General features: G+C 67.6%; 24 protein-coding genes. 11 read left to right on the forward strand and 13 right to left on the reverse strand.

The window, feature by feature from the left end; translation table 11 throughout:
- Positions 1 to 70 precede the first annotated feature (70 nt).
- Positions 71 to 2,194, forward strand: coding sequence for a TonB-dependent siderophore receptor (locus IPF36_RS25985; RefSeq protein ID WP_195431247.1), 2,124 nt, complete (start codon positions 71 to 73; stop codon positions 2,192 to 2,194).
- Between the two features lie 131 nt (positions 2,195 to 2,325).
- Here the strand turns inward: IPF36_RS25985 and IPF36_RS25990 are convergent, their stop codons facing one another.
- Positions 2,326 to 2,811 (reverse strand): DUF2147 domain-containing protein, encoded by a 486-nt coding sequence (locus IPF36_RS25990; protein ID WP_133092341.1) that lies wholly within the window; start codon positions 2,809 to 2,811, stop codon positions 2,326 to 2,328.
- 1,645 nt (positions 2,812 to 4,456) lie between these two features.
- Between IPF36_RS25990 and IPF36_RS25995 the strand changes: the two genes are divergently transcribed.
- Positions 4,457 to 5,038, forward strand: coding sequence for a histone H1-like DNA-binding protein (locus IPF36_RS25995; RefSeq protein WP_133092340.1), 582 nt, complete (start codon positions 4,457 to 4,459; stop codon positions 5,036 to 5,038).
- A gap of 241 nt (positions 5,039 to 5,279) precedes the next feature.
- Here the strand turns inward: IPF36_RS25995 and IPF36_RS26000 are convergent, their stop codons facing one another.
- From IPF36_RS26000 to IPF36_RS26045, 10 genes are all read right to left on the reverse strand, one after another.
- Entirely contained in the window at positions 5,280 to 5,747 is a 468-nt protein-coding gene (locus IPF36_RS26000) for a hypothetical protein (RefSeq protein WP_133092339.1), read from the reverse strand.
- A gap of 35 nt (positions 5,748 to 5,782) precedes the next feature.
- The gene (locus IPF36_RS26005) at positions 5,783 to 6,730 is read right to left on the reverse strand and encodes a carbohydrate kinase family protein (RefSeq protein ID WP_135705927.1); all 948 of its coding nucleotides are present in this window, start codon (positions 6,728 to 6,730) and stop codon (positions 5,783 to 5,785) included.
- A gap of 97 nt (positions 6,731 to 6,827) precedes the next feature.
- On the reverse strand, positions 6,828 to 7,328 hold the full coding sequence (tpx, locus tag IPF36_RS26010; protein ID WP_133092337.1) for a thiol peroxidase: 501 nt from the start codon (positions 7,326 to 7,328) through the stop codon (positions 6,828 to 6,830).
- A gap of 121 nt (positions 7,329 to 7,449) precedes the next feature.
- Complete coding sequence (locus tag IPF36_RS26015) at positions 7,450 to 9,123, reverse strand: zinc-ribbon and DUF3426 domain-containing protein (protein ID WP_195431250.1); 1,674 nt, start codon at positions 9,121 to 9,123, stop codon at positions 7,450 to 7,452.
- A gap of 9 nt (positions 9,124 to 9,132) precedes the next feature.
- Positions 9,133 to 10,026: a 50S ribosomal protein L11 methyltransferase gene (gene prmA / locus IPF36_RS26020; protein WP_029047872.1), complete on the reverse strand. Its 894-nt coding sequence runs from the start codon at positions 10,024 to 10,026 to the stop codon at positions 9,133 to 9,135.
- Between the two features lie 41 nt (positions 10,027 to 10,067).
- A complete protein-coding gene (accC, locus tag IPF36_RS26025) occupies positions 10,068 to 11,420 on the reverse strand; it encodes an acetyl-CoA carboxylase biotin carboxylase subunit (protein WP_195431253.1) in 1,353 nt (450 codons plus the stop codon).
- Between the two features lie 255 nt (positions 11,421 to 11,675).
- Positions 11,676 to 12,137, reverse strand: coding sequence for an acetyl-CoA carboxylase biotin carboxyl carrier protein (gene accB, locus IPF36_RS26030; RefSeq protein WP_135705924.1), 462 nt, complete (start codon positions 12,135 to 12,137; stop codon positions 11,676 to 11,678).
- A 167-nt stretch (positions 12,138 to 12,304) separates the two neighbouring features.
- Positions 12,305 to 12,802, reverse strand: a complete 498-nt coding sequence (aroQ, locus tag IPF36_RS26035; protein WP_195431255.1) for a type II 3-dehydroquinate dehydratase — start codon at positions 12,800 to 12,802, stop codon at positions 12,305 to 12,307.
- A 195-nt stretch (positions 12,803 to 12,997) separates the two neighbouring features.
- Positions 12,998 to 13,546: a TlpA disulfide reductase family protein gene (locus tag IPF36_RS26040; protein WP_195431257.1), complete on the reverse strand. Its 549-nt coding sequence runs from the start codon at positions 13,544 to 13,546 to the stop codon at positions 12,998 to 13,000.
- Positions 13,547 to 13,586: 40 nt separating this feature from the next.
- On the reverse strand, positions 13,587 to 14,276 hold the full coding sequence (locus tag IPF36_RS26045; RefSeq protein WP_135705922.1) for a UDP-N-acetylmuramate--alanine ligase: 690 nt from the start codon (positions 14,274 to 14,276) through the stop codon (positions 13,587 to 13,589).
- A gap of 200 nt (positions 14,277 to 14,476) precedes the next feature.
- On the opposite strand from IPF36_RS26045, the gene mpl reads away from it, so the two are divergent.
- The 8 genes from mpl to mtgA all read left to right on the forward strand — a co-directional run bounded on the left by mpl (position 14,477) and on the right by mtgA (position 22,985).
- Complete coding sequence (mpl, locus tag IPF36_RS26050; RefSeq protein WP_195431259.1) at positions 14,477 to 15,865, forward strand: UDP-N-acetylmuramate:L-alanyl-gamma-D-glutamyl-meso-diaminopimelate ligase; 1,389 nt, start codon at positions 14,477 to 14,479, stop codon at positions 15,863 to 15,865.
- 17 nt (positions 15,866 to 15,882) lie between these two features.
- On the forward strand, positions 15,883 to 16,497 hold the full coding sequence (locus IPF36_RS26055) for a YqiA/YcfP family alpha/beta fold hydrolase (RefSeq protein ID WP_195431261.1): 615 nt from the start codon (positions 15,883 to 15,885) through the stop codon (positions 16,495 to 16,497).
- A complete protein-coding gene (locus IPF36_RS26060; RefSeq protein WP_195431263.1) occupies positions 16,494 to 17,147 on the forward strand; it encodes a chorismate lyase in 654 nt (217 codons plus the stop codon). The genes IPF36_RS26055 and IPF36_RS26060 overlap by 4 nt, the downstream gene beginning before the upstream one ends.
- Positions 17,148 to 17,151: 4 nt before the next feature.
- A complete protein-coding gene (gene fabG / locus IPF36_RS26065) occupies positions 17,152 to 17,892 on the forward strand; it encodes a 3-oxoacyl-ACP reductase FabG (RefSeq protein WP_133092327.1) in 741 nt (246 codons plus the stop codon).
- Positions 17,893 to 18,139: 247 nt separating this feature from the next.
- The gene (locus IPF36_RS26070) at positions 18,140 to 20,254 is read left to right on the forward strand and encodes a ribonuclease catalytic domain-containing protein (RefSeq protein ID WP_135705918.1); all 2,115 of its coding nucleotides are present in this window, start codon (positions 18,140 to 18,142) and stop codon (positions 20,252 to 20,254) included.
- A 111-nt stretch (positions 20,255 to 20,365) separates the two neighbouring features.
- Positions 20,366 to 21,298, forward strand: a complete 933-nt coding sequence (locus IPF36_RS26075; RefSeq protein ID WP_195431265.1) for an energy transducer TonB — start codon at positions 20,366 to 20,368, stop codon at positions 21,296 to 21,298.
- Positions 21,298 to 22,197 (forward strand): shikimate dehydrogenase, encoded by a 900-nt coding sequence (gene aroE / locus IPF36_RS26080; RefSeq protein WP_133092324.1) that lies wholly within the window; start codon positions 21,298 to 21,300, stop codon positions 22,195 to 22,197. Before IPF36_RS26075 ends, aroE begins: the two co-directional genes overlap by 1 nt.
- An 86-nt stretch (positions 22,198 to 22,283) precedes the next feature.
- Positions 22,284 to 22,985 (forward strand): monofunctional biosynthetic peptidoglycan transglycosylase, encoded by a 702-nt coding sequence (mtgA, locus tag IPF36_RS26085; protein WP_133092386.1) that lies wholly within the window; start codon positions 22,284 to 22,286, stop codon positions 22,983 to 22,985.
- Between the two features lie 21 nt (positions 22,986 to 23,006).
- Here the strand turns inward: mtgA and corA are convergent, their stop codons facing one another.
- Together corA and IPF36_RS26095 are read right to left on the reverse strand one after the other, a co-directional pair.
- Entirely contained in the window at positions 23,007 to 23,969 is a 963-nt protein-coding gene (gene corA / locus IPF36_RS26090; protein WP_133092323.1) for a magnesium/cobalt transporter CorA, read from the reverse strand.
- Positions 23,970 to 24,526: 557 nt separating this feature from the next.
- On the reverse strand, positions 24,527 to 25,426 hold the full coding sequence (locus tag IPF36_RS26095; protein WP_135705916.1) for a DMT family transporter: 900 nt from the start codon (positions 25,424 to 25,426) through the stop codon (positions 24,527 to 24,529).
- Between the two features lie 202 nt (positions 25,427 to 25,628).
- On the opposite strand from IPF36_RS26095, the gene pyrF reads away from it, so the two are divergent.
- Positions 25,629 to 26,447 carry an orotidine-5'-phosphate decarboxylase gene (gene pyrF / locus IPF36_RS26100; protein WP_133092321.1) on the forward strand — a complete coding sequence of 273 codons (819 nt, stop codon included), beginning with the start codon at positions 25,629 to 25,631 and terminating at the stop codon, positions 26,445 to 26,447.
- The last annotated feature ends 1 nt before the right edge of the window (position 26,448 follow it).

The following is a 26,448-nucleotide window of genomic DNA, read 5'->3' on the forward strand; positions in this document are numbered from 1 at the left end:
TTGACCCCTTCATTCTCATAATTGATAATGCACCGCTTTCTTAAAAAGAATTACAGTCAATTACAGGGAAATGAGAATAAAACTTCACCCGATCTGCGCCGCGGTGGCAGGGACCCTTGTTTTTCAACCGATGGCAGCCTGGTCGCAGGCGACACCGACGGCAGCGGCGCAGCTGCCCGAGGTCACCGTCAAGGCCGACGTCAGCCGTGAGCTGGGCGCCGGCTACAACCCGCCCAACGCGGTCAGCGCGACCAAGACCGAAGCGCCGCTGCGCGACGTTCCGCAGACCGTCAACGTGGTCACCGCCGAGGTGATGCGCGACCAGCACGCCACGTCGATGCAGGACGCGCTGAAGAACGTGCCCGGCGTGTCGTTCTCGCATGGCGACGGCCAGCGCGACCAGGTCTCGATCCGCGGCTTCACCGCGATCGCCGACCAGTTCGTCGATGGCATTCGTGACGATGCGCTGTACTTCCGCGACCTGTCCAACGTGGATCGCGTCGAAGTGGTCAAGGGCCCGGCGGCGGTGCTCTACGGGCGCGGTTCGGCAGGCGGTCTGATCAACCGCGTCACCAAGAAGCCTGGCATCGACGTCACCGATTTCGCGCTGAGCTATGGCATGTGGGCCGACCGCCGCGCCGAGGCCGACGTCGGCCGCGTGTTCGCCGACGGCGCCGCCGCGTTCCGCATCACCGGCGCCGTGGAGAAGGCCAACAGCTATCGCTCGCAGCAGTTCCTGGACCGCAAGGCGATCGCGCCGTCGCTGGAGCTGCGCGTCGCACCTGAGACCACCGTGCTGTTCCAGGCCGACTACCTGGAAGACCGCCGCGTCACCGACTTCGGCATTCCGGCCTACCAGGGCCGCCCGGTCGACGTGCCGGCCTCGCGCTACTACGGCGCGGCCAATGCGCGCGATGCCGACTACTCGCAGTCGCGCGTGTTCTCCGGCACCGCCACGATCAACCACCGCTTCAACCAGAACTGGTCGATCCGCAACGCCACGCGCTACTACCACTACTCGCTGGACCGCAACAACACGCTGACCGCTGCGGTCAACGAAGCGGCGCGCACGCTGACCATGAACCACGGCAATGTCCGCCGCGAGGAACATGGCTGGTTCAACCAGACCGACCTGACCCAGAAGGCCACCTTCCTGGGCATGGAGCACGAGATCCTGTACGGCATGGAGATCGGGCAGCAGAACAAGGACCAGGTCAACAACACCAAGCCGGTGCTCGGCGCCAACGGCCGCCCGGCAGTGTTCGACCTGTTCAACCCGGTGCTGATGACGCTGCCGCTGAAGGCGCCGGGCAACCCGACCACCTCGAACCTGGGCGTGTTCGACACCCTGGCGTTCTACACCCAGGACATGATCAAGTTCAGCGAGCAGTGGAAGGCGCTGGTCGGGGTGCGCTACGACAACTTCCAGCAGGAGACCAGGAACCGGATCGCCGGCCAGCGCGACCTGTCGCGCACCGACACCGCCTGGAGCCCGCGCGCCGGCCTGGTGTGGCAGCCGTCGAAGGCGCAGTCGTACTACGTGTCGTGGAGCAAGTCGTTCCAGCCGTCGGGTGAGGCCTTTGCGCTGGCGGCCAACAACGCCGACCTGGCGCCCGAGACCACCAACAACACCGAAGTCGGCGCCAAGTATGACTGGCTGAACGGCAAGGCCAGCACCACGATCTCGGTGTTCCGCCTGGAGCGCAGCAACATCAAGGTGGCCAACGCCACCAACACGGCACTGCTGCCGATCGGCGAGCAGCGCACCGACGGCATCGAGATCTCCGGCGCGGCCGAGCTGGGCGGCGGCTGGCGCATGCTGGCGGGCTACGCGTACCTGGATGCCACCATCACCAAGTCCACCGCCGCGCTGCAGGGCAAGCGCGCCACCATCACGCCGCGCCACTCGGGCAACGCGTGGGTGACCAAGGACCTGGGCCACGGCTTCGGCGTGGGCGCCGGCCTCAACCTGGTGGGCGCGCGCTATGCCGATCCGCTCAACACCGTGACGCTGCCCGGCTACGTCACCGCCGACGCCATGGCCTGGTACCGGCGCGGCGCCTTCGAGGCGCAGCTGAACGTGTACAACCTGTTCGACAAGGGCTACATCGTGTCGGCGCACGGCACCAGCCCTAACCTGAACATGCCGGGCGCCCCGCGCAGCGTGATGGCGACGCTGCGGTACCGGATGTAAAGCGCAGCATCGAGGACAAAAAAACCGGGCGGTGAGAATCGCCCGGTTTTTTTTCGCCAGCCGCGTCGCCGCGCCATCGCATGCTGCCGGCGGTTGCGGAGAAACCCTGAGTCACATGAGCCGTCGCACGCTCAGTGATCGCGCTCCCAGGTCTGGGTGCGGCCGATCAGGCTGATGCCGATGAAGCCGCGCACGTTGAGCTTGCTGCCATCCTCGGCGAGCGACATCTTGCTCTTGTAGACCTTGCCGTTCTCCGGGTCGAGGATCTCGCCGCCGCTCCACTCGTTGTCGCCGGTCTTGCGCAGGCCGGTCAGGATGGTCATGCCGATCAGCGGCTGGTCCTTGCGCGCGTCGGTGCACTTGTCGCAGACCCTGGGCTTGCCGTCGCCTTCGACGAAGGTCTTCACCAGGCGTCCGCTGTAGACGCCGTTCTTCTCGCTGATCTCCACCAGGCCGCGCGGCTTGCCGGTGCTGTCGTCGATGGTCTTCCACATGCCGCTGGGCGAGGCCTGCGCCATCGCGGCGGCGCTGCCGAGCAGGGCGGCGGCGAGCACCGCGGCACGCAGTGCCGGACGCACCAGCGGACGGACAGCGGCGAGGTGGGATGGGTTGCGCATGATGTCTCCTTTGAGGTTCGTTGCCCACCGGCAGGGTGCCGGTGCGATGCGCCGCGTGGCGATTGCCGCCTGCGTCGAAGCAGCGGAGCCTGGGCGGCGGGCGCGCACGCCAATCTACTGTCGCAGCAGCGGCACTGCAATCGCCCGGCATGCTGCGCCGGTCCCCGCGGCGGCCTGCGCGCACGCCTTGCATGCTCCCCGCAAAGCCGCATGCAGCCGTTGTTTGCGGGTTATTGTGTTGCAGCAAATCGGGCCGCCGAGCGCGCTGCCGAAGCATTCCTCTAAGCGGACGTGCGGCGCATCGCCGGGCTCTCGCGGCGAGATCGGCAAGCCTGCGGCAAGCGCTGCGAAGCGTGCCGGCACGCTCGGCATCGCGCGATGCGCGCAGCGATCTGTGGTGCGTGATCGGAGTCATCCGAATGGATGAGAGCGGCGATCGCGATGCTGTCGGCGCAGCTGTGTCCCGACAAACGATCGAAGTGTTGCCGCGATGCTTCGCACGCGTCGCCGCTTTGCTCAATCGCAACGCTTTGATGTCCTCGCGCTGTTGCTTCGATGCAAACCGTTGCGTTCGCGCATCACTCTTCGTGGGCTTGTTCGGCGTGCTTTCGCGAGGTGAGTGGCGCGAGTCGTCGCAGTCAGCCGGACGCCCTTCGCGCGTGCGCGCTGACGACTGTGTAACGCATGCAGGCGACGAAGCGCGCCACCCGTTTCCGGCGCGAGCGCTTACGTGCTCGCGCACTGCCGCGCAGGTCGCGCGCGTATCGGTGCATCGCCCGCAAAGCCTTTGTCCATGCGGCTTTTCGGAAAGCGCGATGACGTGCGCAGCAGGGCGCGCGCAATCCTGCGATGCGCGTTGCGCGGGTTGTAATCGGGTGCCGTGCGGGTGTGTAAAAGCTGCGCGTGCGCGGGTCGGGATGGAGGGCCGCGACGCGTGTGCGAACGAGCGAAGCGCGTGTTCGCATCAGCGTGCGCGCGATGCATTGCGATGCCATCGGCAACGTCTTCGTGACGACGCGCGAGAGAACTAGTTTGAGTAATGCATGCAGGCAAGTTTTTTTGCACTTTTTTCTTAACATCATCGTGCAAACGAATTATGATTCGCCTTGACAAGAGTCTCACTTCATTGCAGAGAAGCAGGAAGCAAGATTGGAACGACGAGCGCGATGCGCGCTTCGATGCAGTGATGAAGGTTGTAGCTGAGGAGCACGAGAACTTTGACGCAGACCTGGCCGAGCCGGCTTCTTAAAACGCGTGCAGTCTCCCTTGGTCCATTGACGGGTTGGACCAGCTACCACCGAATGAATGCCGCTTGCCGTGCGCGAGGCCATGCCCGCACCGCAGGCCTGCTGTCCGATATCTCCTCTTTTCAGGCCGCGCGCCGACCCGACTGGCGGGGCGGGCCGATCGAATATTCCAGGGCGCGGCAAGTGCCCCGGTCCCGCTTGCGGGTCCGCGACTGCCGCGAAGTCACCGCCATGGGCGGTGCGCCTGCAACCGAATTCATTAGCGTGCAGCCGCAGTCGGGCCGCGCGCCGATGAATCGCTCGCTCGACTGGGGCCGCGCTGTGGTATCGCGCCTCGGGTCGGTCGGGTCGCCTGACTTAGGTCATTCGATATTCACTCTCTAGTGAAGGAGTTATCCATGGCAACTGCTGCAAAGAAAAAGCCGGCGGCTAAGAAGGCCGCCAAGCCGGCCGCCAAGAAGGCCGCTCCGGCCAAGAAGGCCGCAACCAAGAAGGTAGCCGCCAAGAAGGCAGCACCGGCCGCCAAGAAGGCACCGGCCAAGAAGGCCGCCGTGAAGAAGGTCGCCGCCAAGAAGGCTGCGCCGGCCAAGAAGGCTGCGGCCAAGAAGGCCCCCGCCAAGAAGGCCGCGGTGAAGAAGGTCGCCGCCAAGAAGGTTGCAACCAAGAAGGTCGCCGCCAAGAAGGCAGCACCGGCCAAGAAGGCCGCAGTAAAGAAGGTCGCCGCCAAGAAGGCAGCACCGGCCAAGAAGGCTGCAACCAAGAAGGTCGCCGCCAAGAAGGCTGCACCGGCCAAGAAGGCTGCTGCCAAGAAGCCGGCTGCCAAGAAGGCTCCTGCCAAGAAGGCTGCTGCGAAGAAGCCGGCTGCCAAGAAGGCTGCCGCGAAGCCTGCCGCTGCCCCTGCCGTTGCTCCCGCTTCGGCTGCCAAGACCGCGCTGAACCCGGCCGCTGCCTGGCCGTTCCCGACGGGCAACCGTCCGTAAGCTGCGCCGCCACGGCGTGGGACTTACGCGTTCCGTACGGAACCACATCGGCACGCAGTGCGTGCCAGCATGACCGGATACTGCGTATCCGGTCAGCAAGACGCCAGTCTTGCAGACCCGCCGATGGCCGCTGGCCCGGCGGGTTTTTTCATTGGTGCGCGAGCAAAGAAAAAGCGCCGCGGCCCTTGCGGGCGCGGCGCCTGGATGCGCTGCATGCTGGCGCCCGCCCGGGCGCAGCGGTTCAGTGCGTGACGCGGGTGACGCCGCCCGAGGACAGCAGCCGCACGCGCTCGCCCGGGCGGAAAACCTCGTCGGCCTCCTGCGTGATCGCGCGCATCTCGCCGTTGTCCAGGCGCACGGTGATCTCCAGGCCGCGGCGCTCGTTGACCTTGTTCTCGGCAGCGCTGCCGGCGATGCCGCCCAGGATCGCGCCGAGGATGCCCGCCGCCACCGCGCCGTTGCCGCTGCCGATGGTGCTGCCAGCGGCGATGCCGCCGATGGCACTGCCGGCGAGCGTGCCCGCGCCGGTCTGGCTGCGCTGGATGGCAACTTCGCGTATGCCTTCGACCACGCCATAGCGTACGGTCTGCTCGCGCTGCGCCTGCCCGGTGCTGTAGACGCTGTTGGAGTTCGACTCCGTCGCACAGCCGGCGACCAGGGCCGCGATGGCAATGACGGCAAGCGCGCCGCCACGGAGCTGGTGGTTCATGTCAAATCCCGAAGAGGCCACGCACTGGCCGCAGGTCAGGCGTAGCGGTACCCGAATGCAGACTGGAACCGGTTGCCGATTTCCTCGCGCGACAACCAGTGGTTCTGCGGACCCTGCTGCGCGATCTTGACCGACCCCATCAGCGATGCCAGGCGGCCGGTCGTTTCCCAGTCTAAACCGTTTTCAATGCCGTAGAGCAGGCCGCCGCGGAAGGCGTCGCCACAGCCGGTCGGGTCGACGATGCGCTCGGCCCGCACGGCCGGGATCGCGTACTGCTGGCCATCGGCATAGATGCTGGCGCCGCGCTCGCCGTGCGTGACGATGAAGGCACGAACCTTGGCGGCAACCTCGGCGCTGGTCCATGCGGTACGGGACAGCAGCACCTGCGCCTCGTAGTCATTGACTGTCACGTAACTGGCGAGTTCAACGAACTCCCGCAGGTCTTCGCCGTTGAACAGCGGCATCGCCTGGCCCAGGTCGAAGATGAACGGAACACCCGCCTCGGCGAACTGGCGCGCGTGGTGCAGCATGCCTTCGCGGCTGTCCGGGGCCACGATGCCGAGCGCGGGCGCCTTGCCGCTGCCGAGCGCGTCCTTGACGTTGTTCAGCTGCGACTGGCTCATTGCGCCAGGGTGGAAGGCGGTGATCTGGTTGTTGTCCAGGTCGGTGGTGATCATGGCCTGCGCCGTGAAGCTCTCGGGCAGCACGCGGATGTGGCTGGTGGGAATCTCCAGCTTGCGCAGGTATTCCAGGTAGGGCTCGGCATCGGTGCCGACGGTGGCCATCACCACCGGATCGCCGCCCAGCATCTTCAGCGTGTAGGCGATGTTGCCGGCGCAGCCGCCGAACTCGCGGCGCATGCCGGGCACCAGGAACGAGACGTTCAGCATATGGATCTGGTCCGGCAGGATGTGTTCGCGGAAGCGTCCGTCGAACGTCATGATGGTGTCGTAGGCGACGGAGCCGCAGATCAGGCTGGCCATGCTCTCTCCAGGTGGTAGGTTGTTGGTGGATAGGTCAGATAAAGCAAAAACGGCCGCCCCGGTTGCGCGGGCGGCCGCTGCCGTCAGGCGGTGCGGATTACTTCAGCGCGGCCAGGGCGGCTTCGTAGTCCGGCTCGGTCTTGATTTCCGGGACCAGCTGGGCGTACTTGACGGTGTCGTTCTCGTCGAGCACCACCACTGCGCGCGCGGTCGCGCCGGCCAGCGGGCCGCTCTTGATGTCCACGCCGTAGTTGCCCTTGAACTCGGCGCCGCGCATCGTCGACAGCGTCACCACGTTGGCCAGGCCTTCGGTGGTGCAGAAGCGGCCCATCGCGAAGGGCAGGTCGGCCGAGATCGTCAGCACGACGGTGTTGGCCAGGCTGTTGGCGGCCTCGTTGAACTTGCGGGCCGAAGCCTGGCACACCGGCGTGTCCAGGCTCGGGACGATGTTCAGCACCTTGCGCTTGCCGGCGAAGTCGGCCAGCGTGACGTCCTTCAGGTCCTTGCCGACCAGCGAGAAGGCGGGCGCCTTGTCGCCGGCTTGCGGGAACTTGCCTGCGACTTCGATCGGGTTGCCGCCGAGGGTAACGCTGCTCATGTCTGCTCCTTGATGTCTGATGGTTTCCGGTTCAGTTTCCGGCGCCTGGCCGGCCAATGCCCCGGTGGGGGGCGCTGCCCGCCGCCGGACTCGGATTCGGTCCGGCGGCAGGCCGCGGAATTCAGGGATAAAAAATCAGCACGCGGTAGTTGGATGGCGCCTGCTGCGTCCGGAATCGTACCCGAACCGGCAGCTCCATGCCGGCGCGAAGCCCCTCTGTCGCGAAGGCCTTTTGCGAAGGGTCCAGGTAATCCGCCGGTTGCAGCACACGCCTCAGCAGCAGCTGGTCCTGCAGGTCGGTCATTACCAGCTCGATCGCTGGCAGCGCGGTGGTGGCGCGGCCGAGGTTGCGCAGCGTGACGGCGAGCATGTAGGCATCGCCGCCTTCGTCCAGGCGCTGCAGCTGCGAACTCTCGATGCGCAGTGCGTCGATGTCGCGCCACGGCGGCACGTCGCAGCCGAACGGGGCGCATGCGGCTTCCAGTGCCGGGCGCAGCATCGGGAACTGTCCGGCCAGCGGGCTGCGCGCGAGATACACGGCCTGCACCGTCGCGCCCAGGGCGAGCACCGCTGCCGCGGCGTACCAGAGCGTGCGCGGCGCCGGCGCGCGGCTGCGCGCGGGGGCACGCTCGCGCTCGCGTTCGCGGGCGTGGCGCAGGAAGTCGGGAGCGAAGACCGGGCCGGCCGGGGCTTCGGCGCGGGTCCAGCGGCGCGTGGTCTGCTCGCGTGCGACGGCTTCGCCAGTGATGCTGGCGGGCGCGCCAGTGTCGGGCGCGGGCCCGGCGTCGCGGCCGTAGCGCGTATCGCTGGTGTCGGTGCGCTCGGCAGCCTTGCTCTCGGACGGCTCGGCGGCGGACTCGGGCGTGTCTGCCGGCGCCGGATGGATCGCCGGTGGCGGGCCGATATCCGCCGACGCCGCGCGCAGGAATTCGCTGGCACTCGGGATTGCCGCGGGTGCGGGCACAGCGTCCGGCTGGGGCGCCGGCGCTTCCGCTTTCCCTCGCGCTTCTGCTTCGGGCTCCCCGGCCTTGCCGATCCGTGCCGGCTCTTCAAGCGCAGGATGATCGAGTGCGTTGTGGTTCAGTGCGGGCCATGCCGGCGCTGCAACTTCGGGTTCGGCCGGCTGAGGCGCCGCGTGCGTCGCCGTGGCCTCTGCGTCGTGCGTGGCTTTGCGCTCTGGTTCAGGCTGCGCTTCGGGTTCCGGTCCTGGTTTTGCTTCTGGCTCCGGTTCCGACTCCGCCATGGGTTCCGCTTCCCGCGCGGTCTCCGTGGCGGGCGTCTGCTGCGGCGCGGGCTCGATGTCCGCCTGCCGTTCCGCATCGCGCGCGTCGCGCTGGGCGACGGCATCGTTGGCCTCGCGCAGCGCCCGTTCGATCTCGTCCTCATGCACGTCCGCGTGGGGCGGTGCCGCGACGTCGAGGTCCGCGGGCGAGGTCATGAGCATGGTAGGCGCGTCCAGCGCCGGCACGTCATAGCCGGGATCGATGGTGGGCGTGAAGGGCGTGAAGGGGGCAGGGGCTGGCTGCGATGCCGGGGCAGACTCGCCGGGGCGCGCAGCTTCAGCTGCCGGTGCGGGCGTGGCCGCGGTCGGCGTGGTCGTTGCCGGTACGGCGGACGCCGGCGGCGTGGCACTGCCTGCCGGCACGGGGATTTCGATCAGGTGCTCGCGCGCATCGAACACCGTTTCGCAGTGGCCGCAACGCACCAGCCCCTGGCGCAGGCGCAACTGGTCGGCGACCAGCCGGAAGGCGGTGCGGCAGGCCGGGCAGCGCGTGACGAGCTTGACGGCGGCCATCTGGACTGGTCAGGGACGGGTGCCGTGCAGGCACACCCAGCCTTCCTCGGCGCGCCATACCGTCAGCGGCAGCCACGGTGCATAGGCGGCGGCAACTTCCTCCGCCTGGCGCTCCAGCACGCCCGACAGCACCAGCCGGCCGCCGGGGCGCACGCGGGCGCTGAGCATGGCGGCCATCAGCTTGAGCGGGTTCGACAGGATATTGGCGACCACCAGGTCATAGGTGGCCTCCGACACCGACTCGGGCAGCGCGAACGACGCCTCGACCTGGTTGCGCTCGGCGTTGTAGCGCGACGCTTCCACGGCGTTGGGATCGATGTCGATGCCAACGGTAGCGCCCGCGCCGAGCTTGCGCGCGACGATCGCCAGGATGCCGGAGCCGCAGCCATAGTCGAGCACGGTCTCGCCCGGCACCACGTGTTGCTCCAGCCACTGCATGCACAGCCGCGTGGTCGGATGGCTGCCGGTGCCGAAGGCCAGGCCGGGGTCGAGCTCCAGCACCACCGCATCGGGCTCGGGGGCGTCGTGCCACGACGGCACCACCCAGATGCGCTCGCCGATGCGGATCGGTTCGAACTGCGATTGCGTCAGGCGCACCCAGTCCTGGTCTTCCACCGCGCGCAGTTCGTATGCCGGCACCGGATCGATGCCAAGCTGGTTGGCGGCAGCGGCCACCACCACGGCGGGATCGGCATCGTCGCCGAACAGCGCCACCACGCGCGACCGGTTCCACGCGAGTTGCTTGGGTTCGAGCCCGGGCTCGCCGAAAAGCGGTTGCTCATCGGGCGTATCGGCATCGGCGTCTTCCACCGAGACCGACAGCGCACCGAGGTCGAACAGGGCCTCGGACCAGGCTTCGGCCTGGTCCTGCGCCACTTCGATCACACATTCCTGAAATGCCACGGGCTTCCTTGCTTGCTGCTTGGGGTTGCGGGTAAGTCGCGTCAGGCCTTCGCGCGCTCCGCCAGGCGATGCTCGAGATAGTGGATGCTGGTGCCGCCTTCGACGAAGTTGGCGTCCATCATGAGCTCGCGGTGCAGCGGCACGTTGGTCTGGATGCCGTCCACAACCATTTCGGACAGCGCGATGCGCATGCGGGCGATGGCCTGCTCGCGCGTGGCGCCGTATGTGATGATCTTGCCGATCATCGAATCGTAGTTGGGCGGCACGAAGTAGCCATCATACGCGTGCGAGTCCACGCGTACACCAGGGCCCCCCGGCATGTGCCAGGCGGTGATGCGGCCGGGCGACGGGATGAACTTGAACGGGTCCTCGGCATTCACGCGGCATTCGATCGCGTGGCCGCGGAATTGCACGTCCTTCTGGCGGAAACGCAGCTTCTCGCCGAAGGCGATGCGGATCTGTTCCTGCACGATGTCGATGCCGGTGATCATCTCGGTGACCGGGTGCTCCACCTGCACACGCGTGTTCATCTCGATGAAGTAGAACTCGTTGTTTTCGTACAGGAACTCGAAAGTGCCGGCGCCGCGGTATCCCATCTTCTTGCAGGCCTCGGCGCAACGGTCGCCGATGCGCTCGATCAGGCGGCGCGGGATATGCGGCGCCGGCGCTTCTTCGATCACCTTCTGGTGGCGGCGCTGCATCGAGCAGTCGCGCTCGCCCAGCCAGATCGCCTGCTTGTGCTGGTCGGCCAGGATCTGGATCTCCACATGGCGCGGATTCTCCAGGAACTTCTCCATGTAGACCTCGGGATTGCCGAAGGCGCGGCCGGCTTCCTCACGCGTCATGTTGACGGCGTTGATCAGCGCCGCTTCGGTGTGCACCACGCGCATGCCGCGGCCACCGCCGCCGCCGGCGGCCTTGATGATCACCGGGTAGCCTACGCGGCGCGCGGTCGCCAGGATTTCCTTGGGGTCGTCGGGCAGGGCGCCGTCAGAGCCCGGCACGCACGGCACGCCGGCCCTGATCATGGCCTGCTTGGCCGAGACCTTGTCGCCCATCAGGCGGATGCTGTCGGCGGTCGGGCCGATGAAGACGAAGCCGGATTTCTCCACGCGCTCGGCGAAGTCGGCGTTCTCCGACAGAAAGCCGTAGCCCGGGTGGATGGCCTGCGCATCGGTCACTTCGGCGGCCGAGATGATGGCCGGCATGTTCAGGTACGACTGCGGCGACGGGGCCGGGCCGATGCAGACGGCTTCGTCGGCCAGGCGCACGTACTTGGCCTCCTTGTCGGCCTCGGAATACACCACCACCGTCTTGATGCCCAGTTCGCGGCAGGCGCGCTGGATGCGAAGTGCGATTTCGCCGCGGTTCGCGATCAGAATTTTTTCAAACATGGTCTCTCTCTGCGAGAACGGGAGCGGTCCCGCTGCGTGCCGCCATGGCACGTCGGGCGCGCGGCCGTCAGGCTGGCCGCCGGGCCGCACGCCGGGCCGCACTAACGCGCGGAACTGCATGGAACTGCACGGAACGGGTCGCGATGCCCACAACGTCCCTGGCGTCCTGAAACGCCATAGAGGGCCGCGCCGGTGCTGTGCCTGCCGCCGCAAGGGCGGTCGTCGGCAGCGCTGGGCGCGGCATGCCTTTCAGGCTCAGCCGATGACGAACAGCGGCTGGCCGTATTCCACGGCCTGGCCGTTCTCGACCAGGATTTCCTTGATGACGCCGGCCTTGTCGCACTCGATTTCGTTGAGCAGCTTCATGGCTTCGATGATGCAGACGGTCTGGCCTTCCTTGACCGAATCGCCGACATTGACGAACGGTGCGGCGCCCGGCGACGGCGCGCGGTAGAACGTGCCCACCATCGGCGAGGTCACGATGTGGCCGGCGGGCAGTTGCGCAACCGGCTCGGCGGCCGGGGCGGCGGTGCCGACCGGGGCAGCGGCCGATGCGGCCGGCAGTGCCTGCAGCTGCGGCATGGCCATCGGCGCGGCGACGATTTGCGGCGGTTGCTTGACGATGCGTACCTTGCCGTCGCCTTCGGTGACTTCCAGCTCGGAGATGCCGGATTCGGCCACCAGGTCGATGAGCGTCTTCAGCTTGCGCAGGTCCATCTTCTTATCCTCCTGAATCAGGTTGTCCGGCCGCGGCCCCGCTGGGCTGCGGCGGAAGAAATCGTTTGGCGCCCACCACGGAGCCGCGCCCGCCGTGCCGCGGCACGTGCAACGGGCGCGGTCCGCCGGGCGGCGCGCGCAGGTTCGTCAAAAAATTCTGGCAGGGGTCAGCGCCCCGGGCTTCCTGGCGGCGGCTGTTCCTGGGCGAGCGCATAGTCGAGTGCCAGCAGGTATCCCTGCCAGCCCAGCCCACAGATCACTCCGACAGCGATATCGGAGAAATAGGAGTGGTGACGGAAGCTCTCGCGGCGGTGCACGTTGGACAGGTGGACCTCCACAAACGGGATGGCCACGCCGGCCAGCGCATCGCGCAGGGCCACGCTGGTGTGCGTGTAGGCCGCCGGGTTGATGATGATGAAATCGACGCCTTCCTCGCGCGCGGCGTGGATGCGATCGACCAGTGCCCCCTCATGGTTGGACTGGAACGAAGCCAGGGAAATACCGGCCTTGGATGCATGGTCGGCCAGCGCTGCGTCGATATCGGCCAGGGTGGTGTGCCCGTAGGTCTCCGGTTCGCGCATTCCCAGCAGGTTCAGGTTAGGCCCATGCAGGACCAGCACCTTGCGGTAGCGGGTTGAGCGACGGATGGAGCGGGTTGCAGTCACGGCGGCTCGACCAGATCAACGAAATTGCGCGGAGATTACCGTAGCTTAGAGGGATTTGTCTAGCGCGGGATACAAGGCGCGGCGGCATCGGGACGATACGGCGGCGCTTTCGGCACTTTCTCGGGCCTCACATACGGAAACGGAACAAATCGCGCGAGAAATCCGAAATTGACCGGAGATACCGAAAGAACTTACTCAGGTGCGAGGCAGCACCGCGCGCAGCTCTTCCGCGGTGACGCGGCCCATCTTGCGGTACTTGACGCTGCCGTCGGGGTTGATGACCACGGTATAGGGCAAGCCGCCGGCGCTGTTGCCGAAATTGCGCGACAGCTCGGTGCCGGCGAAGCCTGCCACTGCGAGCGGATAGGCGACCGGTACCTTCCTGGTGAACTGCTGGATATTACTGGCTGAATCGATACCGATGCCGACAAACTCGACTTGCCGGTTCTTGTATTCCTCGTGCAGCGCGGTCAGCTCGGGCATTTCTTCAACGCAGGGGCCGCACCACGGCGCCCAGAAGTTCACCACCAGTGTCTTGCCCCGCAGCGTGCCCAGGTCAAGCTCGGTGCCCGCGGGGTCCGGCAGCCGCGTCTGGAAGAACGCCTCGACGGCCTGGTCGCTGGCCGGCTTGGGCGAGAACAAGAAATGGCCGGCAATCGCGCCGGCGGCGCATGCCGCCACGGCAACCGCGATCCACAGCCAGAGGCGGGAGCGGCGGACGGTCGAGGAGACGGTATCAGTCATTGGATTAGGTAGCGTGAGCGGGGCGGGCGCGGGCCGTGATTCAGGACGGCCCGGTGCCGGCATCTTCGCCGATCAGCGCGCGTACGGCCTGCAGGTCCGCGCGGGTTAGCCGCCCGGAGGCGTCGGCGCGCACGGCGCCGCGTTCGTCGACGGCATCATACAGCGCAATATGGATGCCGACCGGCGCACCCAGTTCCGCGCGCACCTCGCCGGCCAGCTGGCGGGCCGCACGGCGGTCGGGCCACTGGCCCTTCCACAGGAAGCTGAGGGTCTCGACATCGCCGCGGCCGCCGAAGTGACGGCTTTCGCTGGTTTCGAAGTCGACCCCGGCGTTCAGCAGGTGCAGCGTGGCGTCCTTGGCGCTGTCGCAGAAGCACTGCAGGTAGATATCCGAGTGCTCGGTGGCGGTGCCGTTCAGCACGGCGCCCACCAGGTAGGGCCGGAACGGCGCGAGGTCCTCCATGGCCAGCACGGCCACGCGGCGCAGCAGGGCCAGCACGCGCGGCTGGGTGTCGCCATGGAACAGCGCCTGGTAGGCGCGCACTTCGGCCTCGACCTGGTCGTTGTCGGGCAGCCATTCGCCGGGCACGCGCTGCTCGCCCAGCACCTGGCGCGCGGCCTTGCGCTTGGCGGTGGCGTAGTCGGCGCCGTCCTCGGCGATCATGCGGGCGGCGGCCTGGGCGATTTCCTCGCGCAGGCGGGTGGGGTCGGGCGGGGTACGTCGGCTCATTGCCCCATGATACCGGAGCGCACGCGGGGCGCCGCACGCACGTGGCCGCCGGTGCCGCGGTGCAGCGAAGGCCGCCGGCGCTCGGGTACAATCAGTGGCTTCCTGCCCGGCCTGCCATCACCATGCGGCCACGCTGCCGCCGCGCGAGCGCCGGGTGCCGAGTCCCCAAGCCTGCGGGCTTCATGTCTTCCCGGGAACCCATGCATATTCATATCCTTGGCATCTGCGGCACCTTCATGGGCGGCCTGGCGGTGCTGGCCAAGCAGGCCGGCCATCGCGTCACCGGCTGCGATGCCAATGTCTATCCGCCGATGAGCACCCAGCTGGAAGCGCAGGGCATCGAGCTGATCGAAGGCTTCGACCCCGCCCAGCTGGCGCTGGAGCCTGACCTGTTCGTGATCGGCAACGTGGTTTCGCGCGGCAATCCGCTGATGGAAGCCATCCTCGATCGCAACCTGCCCTATGTGTCCGGCCCGCAATGGCTGGGCGAGCACGTGCTTGCGCGCAAATGGGTGCTGGCGGTGGCCGGCACGCACGGCAAGACCACCACCACGTCGATGCTGGCCTGGATCCTGGAGGATGCCGGCTACAACCCGGGCTTCCTGGTGGGCGGCGTGCCGCAGAACTTCGGCATCTCGGCGCGCGTGACCGAGTCCGATTTCTTCGTGATCGAGGCCGACGAGTACGACACCGCGTTCTTCGACAAGCGCAGCAAGTTCGTGCATTACCGCCCGCGCACTGCGATCCTGAACAACCTGGAATACGATCACGCCGACATCTTCCCGGATCTGGCGGCGATCGAGACGCAGTTCCACCACCTGGTGCGCACCGTACCGGGCCAGGGCCGGCTGGTCGTCAACGGCGTCGAGGAAAGCCTGGCGCGCGTGCTCGAGCGCGGCTGCTGGAGCGAGGTCGAGCAGTTCGGCGTGGGCGACTGGCGCGAGAGCGATGCCGCCCACACCGCCCACACCGCACAGCCGGGCAAGGATGCCTTCGACGTCTGGTTCGAGGGCGCCGTGGTCGGCACCGTGGTGTGGGACCTGCAGGGCACGCATAACCGCATGAACGCGCTGGCGGCAATCGCCGCGGCGCGCCACGTGGGCGTGCCGGCGGAGCAGGCGATCGCTTCGCTGTCGCGCTTCGCCAACGTCAAGCGCCGCATGGAAGTGCGCGGCGAGGTCGGCGGCGTGACCGTCTACGACGACTTCGCCCACCATCCGACCGCGATCCAGACCACGCTGGAAGGGCTGCGCCGGCGTGTCGGCAATGCCCGCATCCTGGCGGTGCTGGAGCCGCGCTCGAACACCATGAAGCTGGGCGTGATGAAAGCCCAGCTGCCGGCAAGCCTGGAGCAGGCTGACCTGGTGTTCGGCTACGGCGCCCCGGCCGGCAAGGACGCGCTGGGCTGGGACCTGGCCGAGTCGCTGGCGCCGCTGGGCGACAAGGCTGGCGCATTCCAGGACCTGGGCGCGCTGGTGCAGGCCGTGTGCGCCGCGGCACAGCCGGGCGACCACGTGCTGGTGATGAGCAACGGCGGCTTCGGCGGCGTGCACCAGAAGCTGCTGGACGCGCTGGCCGCGGCGGCCTGAGCCGCAGGGGGGCTGCCATGCTGCTGTACCTGCACGGATTCCGCTCCTCACCGCAGTCGTTCAAGGCGCGCCTGGTGCAGGAGCGCATGCGCGAGTGGGGCGTGGGCCGCTACTACGCCTGTCCGGAGCTCAATGTCTCGCCGGCGCTGGCGATCGCCCAGGCCGACGCCGCCATCCGCGCCGCCCAGGCCCGCGGCGACCAGGAAGTTGCCATCGTGGGCTCGTCGCTGGGCGGCTTCTATGCCCGCTGGCTCGGCGAGCGCCACGGCTGCAAGACCGTGCTGCTGAACCCGGCGGTCCATCCGTGGACCGACCTGGAGCAATACCTCGGGGAGCAGCCGCTGTGGCACGGCGGCGGCTCGGTCACGGTCGAGCGCCGCCACCTGCTGGAGCTGCTGGCCCTGCGGGTGGACGCCATCACGCGCCCCGAGCGCTACTACCTCCTCGCCGCCACCGGCGACGAGGTGCTGGACTACCGTGAAATGGTGGCCGCCTGCCCCGGCGCGAATATCCGCGTGATCGAGGGCAGCGACCACGGCATCAGCGAATTTGCCGACTACGTCGACGAAGTGCTCGCTTTCTGCGGCTATGGCCCGGGCGGCAAGGTGCCGGCAAGCGCGGGCGCGGCATGAGCGCGCAGTCCGCGCGCCGCTGCGGCTGGAGTTCGCACCTGGCATTCGATGCGGCGATCACGCCCAACCTGCGGCGCTGGGTCACCGGCGACGACGGTTCGCTGACCGCGCGGCTGGTGGCCGCGTCCGAGCGCTTCCGCGTGGCGCAGCTGCTGCAGCGCCCATTGCGGCCGCTGGCCGATGAATGGCAGGTGCTGGGCCAGCACGACCGCGTCCCGGCGCTGACGCGCGAAGTGCTGCTGATCTGCGACGATATCCCCGCCGTCTTCGCCCACACCGTGGTGCGGCTGCGCCATGCGCGGCGCGACTGGCCGTTCCTGCGGGGGCTGGGCGCGCGCCCCCTGGGCGGGCGGCTGTTTATCGATCCGGCCGTGACGCGCGACCCGTTCCAGTTTGCCCGGCTGCTGCCGCACCATCCATTGCGCCAGGCGCTGCAGCGCGAGCTGCCGGCGATGGCGCCGCTGCCCATGCTGCCTGCGCGGCGCTCCGTATTCCGGCGCGGCGACGGCGTCATGCTCGTGACAGAGGTCTTCTTGCCGGACCTGCTGGCACGGCCAGCCCCGGGGACCAAGGCGATTGCGCTACCGATGTTCCGGCGCACCACAGACCGCGGCCCCATCACTTCACACACTACCGAAATCAAGAGATAACAAGATGAAACTGCAGGGTCGGGTTGCCATCATCACCGGTGCCGCCGCTGGCATCGGCTTTGCCACCGCGCAGCGCTTCGCCGCCGAAGGCGCCGTCGTCGTGCTGTGCGACGTCAATGAAGCGCGCGTGCGCGAAGCCGCCGGCAAGCTTGCCGGCGCCGGCGCCAGCGTCTCCGCCTACCGGGTCGACGTGACCCGCCGCGAAGACGTCGATGCCATGGTGGCTGCGGTGCTGGCCGCGCACGGCCGCATCGACATCCTGGTCAACAACGCCGGCATCACCAAGGACGCGCGCCTGGCCAAGATGACCGAGGCGCAGTTCGATGCCGTGATCGACGTCAACCTGAAGGGCGTCTTCAACTGCGCCCAGGCTGTCGCCACGATCATGACCGAGCAGGGCAAGGGCGTGATCCTGAACGCTTCCAGCGTGGTCGGCCTGTATGGCAACTTCGGCCAGACCAACTATGCCGCCAGCAAGTTCGGCGTGATCGGCTTCACCAAGACCTGGGCGCGCGAGCTGGGTCCCAAGGGCGTGCGCGTCAACGCCGTTTGCCCCGGCTTCGTCAATACCGAGATCCTGCAGACCGTGCCCGACAAGGTGCTCGACGGCATGAAGTCGTCGTGCTGGCTGCGCCGGCTGGCCGAGCCGGCCGAGATCGCCAGCATCTACGCCTTCCTGGCCAGCGACGACGCCAGCTATGTCAACGGCGTGGCGATCGAAGCCAGCGGCGGCATGTCGCTCTGACCCTTCCGGTTATTTCGGGCCCGGTCCCCGGCGTCCCGCGGCGCGCACCGCCCCGGGGCGCACGCCCGGGGCCGCAGCGCCGGTGCGGTATCATTCCGGGTCTGCGGCCTGGCCCTCGTGGCCACGGCGCGGCGTGCAGCGCGCCGCCGGCCGGGGCCGTTTGCACCATTTCTCCCACAGGATCCACCGCTGCGCCCGCTCCGTGGCGCCCCGAAGCGGATCCGCGCATTTCTGAAAGTACCGATCGATGCAGTTGCTGTTCGAAGAAGGCGGCGAGATCCGCGCCGGCACCGTGCTGAACCAGCAGGGCGAGGCTTACCAGGTGGAGCTGCCGGCCGGCAAGCGCACCAAGGTCAAGTCGCGCGACGTGCTGCTGCAGTTTGCGCAGCCGTCGGCGATCGAGCTGGTCCGCCAGACCGGCGACATGGTGGCCGAGATCGACCTGGACTTCCTGTGGGAATGCGCCCCCGAGGCCGAGTTCGGCTTTGCCGAGCTGGCCGCCGAGTATTACGGCGCCGAGCCTGGCGCGGTGCAGCAGGCGGCGCTTGCGATGGCGCTGCACGGCAACCCGGTGTACTTCCGCCGCAAGGGGCGTGGCCGCTACCAGCGCGCGCCCGAGGACCAGCTCAAGGCCGCGCTGGCCGCGCTCGAGCGCAAGCGCCAGCAGGCGCTGGTCCAGGCCGAATATGAAGAACAGCTCAAGGCGCTGACGCTGCCGGAATCGTTCCGCAACAAGGTGCTGCAACTGCTGTTCAAGCCGGACAAGAACAGCCTGGAATACAAGGCCATGGACGCGGCCTGCACCGCGCTCGGCATGACGCCGATGCGGCTGATGGTGGCCGTCGGCGGCGTCGCCAGCGCACGTGCGCTGCACGAGGCCAAGTTCCTCGCCGAGTGCTTTCCGAAGGGCACCGGCTTCCCCGATACCGACGTGCCCGAGCCGCCCGCCGACCTGCCACTGGCCGAGGTCGAGGCGTTCTCGATCGACGACGTCACCACCACGGAGATCGACGATGCGCTGTCGGTGACGAAGCTGCCCGATGGCAAGCTGCGCATCGGCATCCATATCGCCGCGCCCGCGCTGGGTATCCGCCGAGGCGAGGCGCTCGACGTGATCGCGCGCCAGCGCCTGTCTACGGTGTACTTCCCGGGCGACAAGATCACCATGCTGCCCGACCCGGTGGTCGAGCGCTACACGCTGCAGGAAGGCCGGGTTTGTCCGGCCCTGTCGTTGTATGTGACGGTGGACCCGACGGTCTGGCTGATCACCGGCAGCGAGACCCGCGCCGAGATGGTGCCGATCTCCGCCAACCTGCGCCACAACCTGCTGGACGATGTCATCACCGAGGCCTCGCTCGCCGACGGCACCGGCGACTACCCGTTCCGCGAGGCGCTGACCCAGCTGTGGCACTTCGCCGGCTACCTGTACGATGAGCGCCAGAAGGCGCGCCTGGCCAGCGGCCTGCGCCCCGAGACACACAACCGCGCCGACTTCAACTTCTACCTCGACGACCAGGACGACGGCAGCCAGCGCGTGCGCATCGAGCAGCGCAAGCGTGGCTCGCCCTTGGACAAGATCGTGGCCGAGCTGATGATCCTGGCCAACAGCACGTGGGGCAAGCTGCTGGCGGACAACGGCGTACCGGGCATCTACCGCACGCAGAAGGCGTGGGGCATGCACCGCACCCGCATGCAGACCTACCCGGCGCCGCACGAAGGCCTGGGCGTGCAGCAGTACGCGTGGAGCACCTCGCCGCTGCGCCGCTACGTCGACCTGGTCAACCAGTGGCAGATCCTGGCGGTGGCGCAGCACGGCGTGACCGCCAAGCTGGTGGCGCCGTTCAAGCCCAAGGACGCCGACCTGCTGGCTGCCGTGGCCGACTTCGAAGGCACTTATGCCGCCTATGCCGACCACCAGTCGACCATGGAGCGCTACTGGTGCCTGCGCTGGCTCAAGCAGGAGAACCGCGAGCGCCTGGTCGCCGCAGTGCTCAAGGAAGGCGCGGTGCGCTTTACCGAGATCCCGCTGGTCACGCGCGTGCCCGAGCTGGTCCAGGCGCAGCGCGGCACCCAGGTGCTGCTGGAGATCGGCGAGACCGACGAGATCACGCTGGAAGTCTCGTGCCGCGTGCTGGAAATCTTTGCCGGCGAGGGTGTGTTGCCTGAAGAAGAGCTGGAAAGCGACGAGGAAGCCGCTGAAATGTCAGCCGAAGCCGCTGCCGAGGCTGCTGCGGAAGACGCTGCCGAGCAGGCCGCGGGGGCCTCGGAAGAGGCTGCCGCAGAAGCCCCCGCAGAAGCCGGTGGCAACGTGCCGGCGGAGCCGTCGGCTGAGCGCGACACCGGCGGCACCGCCGCGGGCTGAAGCCTTCGGAAATCGGCGGGGCTCACTTACAATGCCTAGCGGCATTCCCGGCTGGCCGGGAATGCTCGTCAACCAGTCGCCTCGCACCTTCCGAGCCAAATTCCCGCCATCGTGAACGCCGCATTCGCCGCTCCCCGCCACTGGTGGCACGCCAGGTGGCACAACAGCAGTACGCTGGCCAAGGCGCTGGCCATTTCCCTGGTTGTGCATGCGCTGCTGCTGATGGTGCGCGTCGCCGCGCCCGAGGTGTTCGAGATCAAGCGCACCGACTCGCCGCTTGACGTGGTGCTGGTCAACGCCAAGTCGGCGCAGAAGCCGCGCAACCCGACCGCGCTGGCGCAAGCCAACCTCGACGGCGGCGGCGACCACGACCTGCAGCGCGCCACCACGCCGCTGCCCGCGCAGACCGTGACGCAGGAAGGCGACCTTGTGCGCCAGGTGCAGCGCCGCGTCGAGCAGCTCGAAATGGAGCAGCAACGCCTGCTGACACAGGCGCGCGAGGCCGCGCCCGCGGTGCACAGCCAGCCGCTCAAGCCCGGCGAGAAGCGCCAGGACAATCCCCGGCGCGGCCAGGACGAGCGCACCTCGGCCGACGAGATGGCCAAGCTCGAAGCCGAGATCGGCCGCAACCTGGACCACTATGCCAAGCGGCCCAAGCGCTTCCAGCTGACCGCGACCAGCGCGCAGGCGGTCGACTACGCGCAGTACTACGACCGGCTGCGCCGCAAGATTGAGGCGCGCGGCACCACCGATTTCCCGCAGCGCAATGGCAAGCCGCTGTACGGCCAGCTGATCCTGGTGATCAACGTGAACCGGCTCGGCAAGCTCGGCTACAACCGCGACGGCTACAACATCGACGCCATCGACGTGGTCAAGAGCTCGGGCGATCCCGCGCTGGACCGACAGGCCGTGGCGATCGTGCGCGCGGCCGCGCCGTTCGGCGCCTTCACCGCGGAAATGGCGGCACGCCAGGACATCCTGGAAGTCATTTCCACCTTCAAGTTTTCGCGCAGCGGGCTGGAAACCCGGCTGCAGGCACGCTGATGACAACTCCAGACACTACGCCCGACAGCACCCAGAACACGCCGGACCAGTATGTGGTGATCGGCAATCCGATCGCGCACAGCCGTTCGCCGGCGATCCACGCCGCCTTTGCGCGCCAGACCGGCGAAGCGGTGCAGTATGACCGGCTGGAAGCGCCGCTGGACGGGTTTGCCGATACCGTGCGCAAGTTCTTCGCCGACGGCGGTTACGGCTGCAACGTGACGGTGCCGTTCAAGCTGGAGGCCTATGACCTGGCCGACCGCCTGACCGAGCGTGCCGAAGCCGCCGGCGCGGTCAATACGCTGTGGATCGAGGATGGCCTGATCCACGGCGACAACACCGATGGCGTGGGCCTGGTGCGCGATATCCAGGACAACCTCGACACGCTGGTCGAAGGCAAGCGCGTGCTGCTGCTTGGCGCGGGCGGCGCGGCCATGGGTGCGATGCTGCCGCTGATCGAGGCGCGTCCGTCGCGCATCGTGGTGGCCAATCGCACCGCGTCGCGCGCGTCCGACATGCTTGAAGAATTCGTCGAAGCGGCCGACCAGTTCGGCGTGGAGCTGTGGGGCGGCGGCCTCGATGCGCTCGAAGGCCTGTCCGAGGACGAGGCCTGCGACATCGTGATCAACGCCTCGTCGAGCAGCCTGCATGGCGAAGTGCCGCCGCTGCCCGAGTTCCTGCTGGGCGAAGGCGTGCTGGCCTACGACATGATGTACGGTGCCGAGCCGACCGTGTTCCTGCAGTTCGCCGCGCGCTGCGGCGCGCGCACCAGCGACGGCCTGGGCATGCTGGTCGAGCAGGCCGCCGAGGCCTTCTATATCTGGCGCGGCGTGCGTCCCCGCACCGCTCCCGTGCTGGCCGAGCTGCGCGAAGCGCTGCAGGCCGAACGCAAGGGCTGAGCGGGGCGCCGCCAGCCGTGGCCATCCGCAACCGCACGGCCGGCGCTGCCCGCGGCGCTGCTTCCGCCGGCTCGGCGCTCAATCCGCTGCGCTGGCTCGGCTACCTGCTGGGCTGCGTGGTCGCGGGCGTGCTGGCGATGCAGCTGTATTTCTTCGTGCAGATTGCCAGCTGGCAGTACGTCAATCCGTCGAGCACGACCTTCATGCGAGCCGAGCGCTGGCGGCTGTGCGGCTTCAACTTTTGGAGCTGCGGGCTGGAACGCGACTGGGTGCCATACGAGCGCATCTCGCGCAACCTCAAGCGCGCGGTGATCGCCAGCGAGGATGCGGGCTTCGTCAACCATCCCGGCTACGAACTCGACGCCATGCTCGATGCCTGGGAGCGCAACAAGAAGCGCGGCCGCATCGTGCGCGGCGCGTCGACCATCACGCAGCAGCTGGCCAAAAACCTGTTCCTGTCGTCCGAGCAGCATTACCTGCGCAAGGGGCAGGAGCTGGCGATCACGTGGATGCTGGAGTTCTGGCTGGACAAGCAGCGCATCTACGAGATCTACCTGAACTCGGTGGAGTGGGGCGAGGGCGTGTTCGGCGCGCAGGCCGCGGCACAGCACTACTTCCGCACCAATGCCGACAAGCTCAGCATCGGCCAGTCCGCGCGGCTGGCGGCGGCGCTGCCGGCGCCCAAGTGCTTCGACAAGAAGGAGTACTGCGCCAACGTGCGGGTGAATTTCCGCGCCAAGGCGGGGATCATCGCGCGCCGGATGGGCGCGGCGACGCTGCCGGACTGAGGCCCGGCGGGCCTCCGGGACTCAGCTCAGCCACCCCTTGCGGCGGAAATACACCAGCGGGATCGCCGCCGACACCGCCATCAGCGCGATCGCCCACGGATAGCCCGCGGCCCAGTCCAGTTCCGGCATCACCTTGAAGTTCATGCCGTAGATACTCGCGATCAGCGTGGGCGGCATCAATGCCACCGACACCACCGAGAACAGTTTGATGATCTTGTTCTGGTTGATGTTGATGAAACCGACGGTCGCATCCATCAGGAAGTTGATCTTGTCGAACAGGAACGCGGTGTGGTTCTCGATCGAGTCGATGTCGCGCAGGATCTGGCGCGCTTCGTCCTGCTGCTCGGCCGACAGCAGCTGGCTGCGCATCAGGAAGGACACCGCACGGCGCGTGTCCATCACGTTGCGGCGGATGCGGCCGTTCAGGTCTTCCTCGCGGGCGATGGTTTCCAGCACGTCGGCCGCGGCGGCATCGGTCACGTTCTCGGCCAGCACGCGGCGGCTGGCTTCTTCCAGGCGCTCGTAGACTTCTTCGATCGAGTCGGCCGAGTATTCCGCATCGGTCGCGTACAGGTCCATCAGCACATCCTTGGCGTTGCGCACCGAGCCCGGTCGCATGCGCGCGCGCAGCCGCACCAGCCGGAACACCGGCAGGTCTTCGTCGTGGATGGAGAACAGGACGTCCTTGGTCAGCACGAAGGCCACGCGCACGTTGCGCGAGACCTCTTCCTCGGCGAGCAGGAAGTCGGTGCGGATATGGATATTTTCGTCCTCGCCCTCGAAATAGCGCGCCGACGCCTCCAGGTCGCCCAAGTCTTCCAGCTCGGGAAGGGCGACGCCGTAGGCTTCCTTGATCCAGTTCAGCTCTTCGTCGTCAGGGTTGACGACATCGATCCAGATCGGCTTGTGCTGCAGCAGCTCATTGCGCTCGTCGACTTGCTCCTGGGCAAGCCGGCCTTTCTGCAGGACGAACAGGTTGATCATCCCCGGGATTCCTTATTGCTGATTTGCGACGAAAAACAATGACAAGCGCGAAGACAAGCGCAGGCGGCTCGCCGCATCCCAGGTATTGCGTCATGCCCCGTCATGGCCCAGCGGCAAGCCGCGAAAGGCCGGGCCACGGGCAAGCGTGATCGCGCTGTCCCGCGGCTGCGCGAGAGCAGGGCGGACAAGGCGATGGCGTTTGCCTGGGTTGGCTGGCTAGCCGGGAGAGGGAAGATCCGCCACGGCAGGGCGCGCATGGAGGCGCCGCCGGTGGCACGGAAAGACACTCGCCCGCAGTTCTGACTGCGGGCAAGGCCGACGAAGCGCGGAGCCGGGTGCTCCGGGCAGGTCGTCGTTACGCAGCCCGCAGTGACATGGCATTCGCAGTGGCCGCATGACTGCGCCAACTCGAACACCCGATGCTACTGCCCACGTAATTTCTCCGGGATTGTGATGGCCGCGAGTGTAGCCCAACGAAGGGGCGCTTGTTAAGTGAAATCTCCGCGAAGTCGGCGCGGCAGGCGGCGTGGCCGTTGTGCTCCGCCCCCCAGGCGGGCTCAGCCCATGGCACCGCGCAGCCGGCGCCACAACAGCGGCGCCAGCATCACCGAGGACAGGGCCATGAACATCAGCACGATGGCGGCGTAGTCCTGCCAGTGCGGCTGCTCGCCCAGCAGCCACATGCCCGAGAAGACGCCGACCACCGGGATGAACATGATCGACAGGCTCGACACCACCGGCGGCAGGCTGCGCGCCAGCCCGAACCAGACCAGGTGGCAGAAGGCGAAGACCACCACCGCGTTGTAGGCGATCGCACCCCATTCGACGGCGGTCGGCATGCGCCACCCGTGCTCCAGCAGCAGCGTGCCGGCGAGCAGGAAGGGCACGGTTGCCAGCAGCATCCAGAAGGTCATGGCGCCGATCGGCACGTCAGTCTGGGTGCGCTTCATCAACTGGGTGCCGAAGCCCCAGCCAGCCGCGGCCAGCAGCATCAGCAGCGTGCCGGCAGGGCTGCCGGTCAGCGCGCTGATTTCGCCCGACAGCAGCAGCACCGTGCCCGCCAGCGCGCAGCCGATGCCAATCCAGGCCCAGCCGCCGATGCGTTCGCGGAAGAAGACCAGGCCCCACACCACGGCCCAGATCGGCATGGTGTAGCCGAGGATGGCGGCACGTCCCGACGACAGCATCTTGACCGCGCAGATGGCGAACAGGTGCCACACCACCATGTTGGGCAGGGCAAGGCGGAACACCGTGCCCCATTCGCGCCGCGGCACCGCCAGCGAATCGCCGCGCAGGCGCAGCGCCAGGCCCAGCGCGACCACGCCGCCGGCCATGCACAGCAGGCGGAAGCCCATCGGCGGAAAATGCGCAACCCCGACCTTCATGATGGGCCAGTTGATGCCCCAGGCGAGGGTCAGCACGACAAGCAGGAAAATACCGCGGCGATCGAGAGACATGACTGCAGGATGGCGGCTGTGCGCGATGCCGCTCTTTGTTTTGAGAGGAAGCGCAAAACGATAGCACGCAGCGGGTAAAATTGCCGGAAACGACATATGCTGCAGGGATGAAAGGTTTTCACGCCGCTGCGGCCAACCGTGCCGGCCTGGGACTTGGATGTCCCATGAGGCGCCGGCGCCACCAGGAAATTTCGAGCATCCCATGACTTTCACCGAGCAGCTTGCTGCCGCCTGGCAGCGCAACGATTCCCTTCTGTGCGTCGGGCTCGACCCTGATCCGCAGAAGCTGCCGCTGTCGCTGACCGGCACGGGCGGCGCCATCTTCTCGTTCTGCCGCGAGATCGTCGATGCCACCGCCGACCTGGTTTGCGCCTTCAAGCCGCAGATCGCGTATTTCCATTCGCAGCGCGCCGAAGACCAGCTCGAGCAGCTGATCCACTACATCCACGACGCCCACCCCGGCATCCCGGTGATCCTGGACGCCAAGCGCGGCGATATCGGCTCGACCGCCGAGCACTATGCGCTGGAAGCATTCGAGCGCTACCGCGCCGACGCAGTCACGGTCAGCCCGTACATGGGCTTCGATTCGATGCAGCCGTACCTGGCCTACCCGGACCGCGGGGTGATCGTGCTGTGCCGCACTTCCAACCCCGGCGGCTCGGACGTGCAGTTCCTGCAGGTCGAGGGCAAGCCGCTGTACCAGCTGGTGGCCGAGGCCGCGCGCGAGCGCTGGAACACCACCGGCCAGATGGGCCTGGTGGTGGGCGCCACCTTCCCCAACGAAATCGCGCGCGTGCGCCAGATCGTCGGCGACATGCCGCTGCTGATCCCCGGCATCGGCGCGCAGGGGGGCGATATCGAAGCGACGGTCAAGGCCGGGCGTACCGCGGATGGCACCGGCATGATGATCAACTCGTCGCGCGCGATCCTGTACGCCAGCCGCGAGAAGGATTTCGCGGCGGCGGCGCGCAACGTGGCGCTGCAGACGCGGGAGACCATCAATCGCTACCGCCACGGCTGAC

Origin of the sequence: Cupriavidus sp. IK-TO18, assembly GCF_015549295.1 — a bacterium.
GTDB lineage: Bacteria > Pseudomonadota > Gammaproteobacteria > Burkholderiales > Burkholderiaceae > Cupriavidus > Cupriavidus oxalaticus_A.